The 6,047-nt window shown below is 45.6% G+C and carries 5 protein-coding genes; all 5 read right to left on the reverse strand.

The features are described from left to right. Positions 1–25: 25 nt before the first annotated feature. Positions 26–2,074 (reverse strand): ATP-dependent DNA helicase RecG, encoded by a 2,049-nt coding sequence (recG, locus tag RAC86_RS34110; protein ID WP_029317792.1) that lies wholly within the window; start codon positions 2,072–2,074, stop codon positions 26–28. Continuing rightward, positions 2,052–2,954: an L-serine ammonia-lyase, iron-sulfur-dependent, subunit alpha gene (gene sdaAA / locus RAC86_RS34115; RefSeq protein ID WP_003232049.1), complete on the reverse strand. Its 903-nt coding sequence runs from the start codon at positions 2,952–2,954 to the stop codon at positions 2,052–2,054. The genes recG and sdaAA overlap by 23 nt, the downstream gene beginning before the upstream one ends. A 25-nt stretch (positions 2,955–2,979) precedes the next feature. After that, entirely contained in the window at positions 2,980–3,642 is a 663-nt protein-coding gene (sdaAB, locus tag RAC86_RS34120; protein WP_377886579.1) for an L-serine ammonia-lyase, iron-sulfur-dependent subunit beta, read from the reverse strand. A gap of 138 nt (positions 3,643–3,780) precedes the next feature. Beyond that, a complete protein-coding gene (locus RAC86_RS34125) occupies positions 3,781–5,442 on the reverse strand; it encodes a DAK2 domain-containing protein (protein WP_377886580.1) in 1,662 nt (553 codons plus the stop codon). A gap of 15 nt (positions 5,443–5,457) precedes the next feature. Further along, the gene (locus RAC86_RS34130; RefSeq protein ID WP_003232054.1) at positions 5,458–5,820 is read right to left on the reverse strand and encodes an Asp23/Gls24 family envelope stress response protein; all 363 of its coding nucleotides are present in this window, start codon (positions 5,818–5,820) and stop codon (positions 5,458–5,460) included. Between the last annotated feature and the right edge of the window lie 227 nt (positions 5,821–6,047).

A 6,047-nucleotide genomic window follows, 5' to 3' on the forward strand; every position in this document is an offset into this window, starting at 1 on the left:
GCTGAACACCAAAAACTTCTGATACTCAGCTTAATTTTTCCCCGTCCATTACTCCGCTCTTCAGCAATTCATCTCTTAACACAGCGTATTCCGGCTCCTTCCAGAACGCGTCAGAAGCCACAAGATTCGCAGCATCCTGCCTTGCCGTTTCAAGCGCTCTGTAATCATGAACCATGTCCGCCACTTTAAATTCCGGCATTCCGCTTTGTTTTTTTCCGAAGAAATCACCGGGACCTCTCAGTTCCAGATCCTTTTCAGACAGCTCGAAACCGTCATTGGTCTCCGACATGATCCTCATCCGTTCTTTCCCTGTTTCTGATTTTGGATCAGCCATCAGAATACAGAAAGATTGATGCTCACCCCGTCCAACACGGCCGCGCAGCTGGTGAAGCTGTGATAGCCCGAAACGGTCGGCGTCATAAATCACCATAATCGTTGCATTCGGAACATTCACGCCAACCTCCACAACAGTAGTTGATACGAGAATTTGACAGTGATTTGCGCTGAATTCTCTCATGACCTGGTCTTTTTCATCGGAATGCAGCTTTCCATGCATAAGGCCGACATTCCATTTTCCCCGAAAAATATCAGAAAGCATATTGTACACGTCAATGGCGTTTTGCACATCAAGCTTGTCTGATTCTTCAATCAGCGGACAGATGATATAAGCCTGCCTGCCTTGCTTTAATTCTTTTTCGACAAATGCCAATATACGATCCAGCATGTCATGTTTTACCCAATAGGTTTCGATTCGCTTTCGTCCTGCCGGCATCTCATCGATGACAGATACATCCATTTCACCGAACACTGTGATCGCTAACGTTCTTGGGATTGGAGTGGCTGTCATAAAGAGAACATCGGGATCCTGCCCTTTGTTCCGAAGCTTTTTGCGCTGCTCAACTCCAAATCTGTGCTGTTCATCTGTAATAACGAGACTCAGCGCCTTAAACTCCACCTCGTCTTGGATTAAAGCGTGGGTTCCTACAAGAATATCAATCTCACCCGCCGCAAGACGCTCAAGCAGTTCTTTTCGCCGCTTCCCTTTAACAGAGCTTGTCAAAAGAGCAACGCTGACGTCCCATTTTTCAAATAGCGAAACGAGCGAATCAGCATGCTGCTCGGCCAGAATTTCTGTCGGCACCATGAGCGCTCCTTGGTATCCGGATAGGATCGCGGCATACAGTGCAATGGCGGCGACTGCCGTTTTTCCTGATCCAACGTCCCCTTGAAGAAGGCGGTTCATTCTGTATGGAGAAGACATGTCTGCTGTTATTTCGCGAAGAACGCGTGACTGGGCGTTTGTGAGGGGAAACGGGAGGCTTTTGATAAATCTCATGAGTTCTTCGTTTGAAAAACGCTGCCGTATCCCTTGTGTCTGCTCTCTTTCCGCCTTTCGGAACGCCTGCATTTTCAACTGAAACAACAAAAATTCTTCATAAACAAACCGCCGTCTGGCAAGCTTTAATGCTTCCCTTGTTTCAGGCTGGTGCATTGCTTTTAACGCTTGATAATAGTCAGGCAGTTTATAGCTTTTTCTTAGCTTTTCCGGAAGAGGATCAGGAAGTGAGTCTGCATATTGGGTCAGCGCCTGCTGAATAAAGCGCCTCATCATTTTGACGGTAACATTTTCTTTCACAGAATACACTGGTTCAATGCTTTTGTCTTCTTGATGCGGCCCGTTTTTCAACTCCTGAACAGAGATGGTTTGGCGGTGCTTGTCCCATTTACCTGAAACCGTCACCACAGAGCCGAGCGAAAGCTTCTTCTTCAAATAAGGCCGGTTAAAACATACGGCTGTGATTAAATAGTGGCCGACCAGAAGCCTGAATGTCAGCCTATTTCGTTTTTTTCCGTAATAGGTAAGAGAAGGCTCTGAATGAACCTTCCCTTCGACGGTAACTCTTTCATCATGCTTCACTTCTTCTAAATCCCTCAGCTCGTAGTCATCATAGCGATAAGGGAAATAATTCAGAAGATCAGAAATGTCATAAATACCGAGTTCGTGTAATGTTTTTTCTGTTTCCGGCCCAATACCCTTAATGTTAGCTATACTAGTTTGCTGATGTTGTTTCACGTGAACCTAGCGCTCCTCCGAAAATTTTTTTCTCTAATTCTCTTCCTGTCGGTGTTGCCGCTAAACCGCCCTGGCCTGTTTCTCTAAGTGCAGTTGGCATCGTTTGGCCTATTTTATACATGGCATCGATAACCTCATCACATGGAATACGGCTTGTAATGCCCGCCAATGCCATATCAGCGGCAATCATTGCATTTGACGCGCCCATCGCATTCCGTTTCACGCAAGGCACCTCAACAAGCCCTGCAACAGGATCGCACACGAGGCCTAGCATATTTTTTAATGTAATGGCCATGGCCTCCGCGCTTTGTTCGGGTGTTCCTCCTGCCATTTCAACAATAGCCGCAGCCGCCATGCCTGAAGCTGATCCAACCTCTGCCTGACATCCTCCGGCGGCGCCGGAAATGCTTGCGTTATTGGCCACGACAAATCCGAAAGCCCCGGCTGTAAACAAAAAGCGGATCATTTGTTCTCTTGTTGGATTCAGCTTTTCTTTTACAGCAAATAACGTACCGGGCACCACACCGGCAGAACCTGCAGTCGGTGTCGCACAGATGGTTCCCATGGCTGCATTTACTTCATTTGTTGCAACGGCTTTCGATACAGCATCTAAAATCAGCGGGCCAGACAGGCTTTTTCCTGATCGAATATAGGCCTGCAATTTAACGGCATCTCCGCCTGTTAAGCCCGTTTGGCTCGTAACTCCCTCGAGTCCTTTCTGAACCGCCGCTTCCATAACAGACAAGTTATGATCCATCTGCTGAAAAATGTCCTCTTTTGTTTTTTCTGTTACTTCCATCTCTTGAGCTATCATCACATCAGAGATCAATATTTGTTTTTCTTTAGTAATCTCAATTAATTCTTTTACATTACGAAACATAACTGGCTCCTCCTGACTCTTTTCGCTAGTCAGCAATCTTTGTCACTTGAATAATATTCGGCAGTTTCGACAGCTCGTCGAGAATGTGGTCGTCAATATTTTGGTCGACCTCTATTGTCATCAGCGCAAGCTGGCCGATATCTTTCCGGGCTACTTCCATATGTCCTACGTTGATAGAAAATTTCGCCAGAACATTGGCAACACCGGCAATTGTGCCAAACTTGTCATTATGAACAACTAATATGGCCGGATGATTTCCTGACAGCCGGAGCTCAAAACCATTCAATTCTGTGATTTCAATCTTTCCTCCGCCAATCGAAATACCCGTCAGTTCAAGCTTACCCTTTTCATCAGAAATGGTGATTTTTGCTGTGTTCGGATGGACCGGGACTGCGTCTTCTACCCGAAACTCTATATCAATTCCTTTAGCTTCTGCAATTTGTATAGCGGTTTTAATCCGTTCATCGAATGTATCAAAATCAAGCAATCCGCCGATAATCGCGACATCTGTGCCGTGGCCCTTATACGTTTCCGCAAACGAGCCGTAAAAAGATACAATGATGCGCTCAGGCTCTCTTCCAAATAAACTTCTGGCCACTCTCCCGATTCTAGCAGCTCCCGCTGTATGAGAGCTGGACGGACCGATCATAACCGGGCCGATAATATCAAAAACGCTTCTGTATTTCATGCTATTCCTCCTTATGAACCAGAGCTTATTAGCGCTTTGCTTCTAGACTAATTGATCAGATATAAAATGGCAAGCGGGCGCGTTACAGCGCTGCCGCACTTAAAAGCAGACATAAGAATAGAAGGGCAAATTGCCCTTCTATTCTGCAGAAACTATATACGAATACAGAGGCTGTTTCCCATTGTGGATCTCAACCTCAATCTCCTCGTACTTTTCACTGAGAAACGCTTCAAGCTGCTCAGCTTCTTCCTGAGACGCATCCTCACCATATAGAATGGTCACGATTTCATCATCTTCTCCGATCATTTCTGACAGCAGCATTTTCGCGGCTGACAGCTGATTTTCAGAAGTGCCGATAATCGTTCCATTCAGAATGCCCATAAAGTCGCCTTTTTTAATATCTTTACCGTCAATATGAGTATCTCTGACTGAGAACGTCACCTGTCCGCTTTTTACTTGCTGAATGGCGCTTAGCATATTGGCCTCGTTCGCTTCAGCTTCTTGATCCGGGTTAAAAGCCAGCAGGGCTGACATCCCTTGCGGAACCGTTTTAGCAGGAATGACAAAAACCTGTTCATCCACTACGCTGGCCGCTTGGTTAGCAGCCATGATAATGTTGGAGTTGTTAGGCAGGATAAATACCGTATCTGCATTTACAGACTTCACGGCATCAACAATATCCTCAGTGCTTGGGTTCATGGTCTGGCCGCCTTCAATCACAACAGAAGCGCCAATGCTTTTGAATAGGTCTGAAATTCCTTCTCCCATCGCCACAGTCACAATGCCATACGGCTGCTTTGCCGGCGGTATTTCGTTGTCTGCAGGTTTGCTTTCTTGACTGATGATAGAGGTATGCTGTTCTCTCATATTTTCTATTTTTATTTTGATCAATTCACCGTAATGCTGGGCGTAGTTTAACACGTTTCCCGGCTCTTCAGCATGAATATGAACCTTCGCCAGCGATTCATCCGCAATCACAAGCAGAGAATCTCCGAACTGGCTGAGGTCTTGCCTGAACGTGCCTTCGTCGAACTCTCTTTTTGTCTGATCAAGCCTAACCATCACTTCGGTACAGAATCCAAATTCAATATCTTCGGTATTCATCATGCTTTGCGCGCTCTTGTGATGCTCTGCGCTGACCATGTCGTCAAGTGACGGAAGAACTGCTTTCTGAGGTACAGTTTCACCTTTTAATGAAGCAAGGAAACCTTCATACACACAGAGCAGGCCTTTGCCCCCGCTATCGACAACTCCTACTTCCTTTAGGACAGGTAGCAATTCAGGGGTGCGGTTTAAAGACGCCTCTGCTTCTTCTGTCACTGCAATCATCAGCGCAGTGATATCGGTTTCTTTTTCTGCTAAGATCATCGCTTTTTTTGCAGCGTCTTTTGCAACTGTTAAAATGGTGCCCTCTACAGGTTTCATGACAGCTTTATACGCCATGTCTACACCTGCTTGCAGCGCAGCGGCAAACTCAAGTGCATTAATTTCTTTTTTCGTTTCAATGCTTTTGCTAAATCCGCGGAACAATTGGGATAGGATAACTCCTGAATTTCCGCGTGCTCCCATGAGCAGCCCTTTAGATAACGCGGAGCCCACCTTCCCGATATCATCCGTATCCATTTGTTCAACTTCTCTTACTCCGGAAGTCATCGACAGGTTCATATTTGTTCCCGTATCACCGTCCGGCACCGGAAACACGTTCAGTGCATCAACTGCACTGGCGTTTTGAGACAGATTCTGCGCTCCCGCAAGAATCATCTCGGCAAAGGTTCTGCCGTCTAATGTTCTGATAGACAATCCTACTCCTCCTAACTACGGGTTCGTCACTCGTACGCCTTGGACATAAATATTGACAGAATCCACTGCCAGTCCGATGGTTTGATTTACTGTGTACTTTACTTTTGTTTGGACATTATGTGCCACTTCAGAAATTTTCGTGCCGTAGCTGACAATGATATACATGTCGATATGTATCTGTTCTCCTTCTTGGCGAACTTGGACACCCCTGCTGAAATTCTCTTTCCGAAGGATTTCAGTCAGTCCGTCTTTAATCTGGTTTTTAGAGGCCATACCGACAATGCCGTAACAGTCAACCGCCGCGCCTCCTGCAACCATCGCGATGACTTCATTAGATATATCAATCTGTCCGTACTTCGTTCTTAATTCAATGGACACACTAGTTCCTCCTTCGAATGCATAGAGTTACAGCTATTCTACTATATGGTTTCCATTATGAAAAGACCAGGCAATAATCGCTGGCCGTACCTCTACATATACTATAGCGCTGCTGTTTCCGCAAGATGTCAAGTGAATTTTCTTGAAAGATGATGAAACAATAGTTGCAAACGTTTTTTAGCTGTGGTAAATTATTTAAAGTATCCATATCGAAAGCATCTAAGATT

It is taken from the genome of Bacillus sp. LR_5, assembly GCF_042709275.1.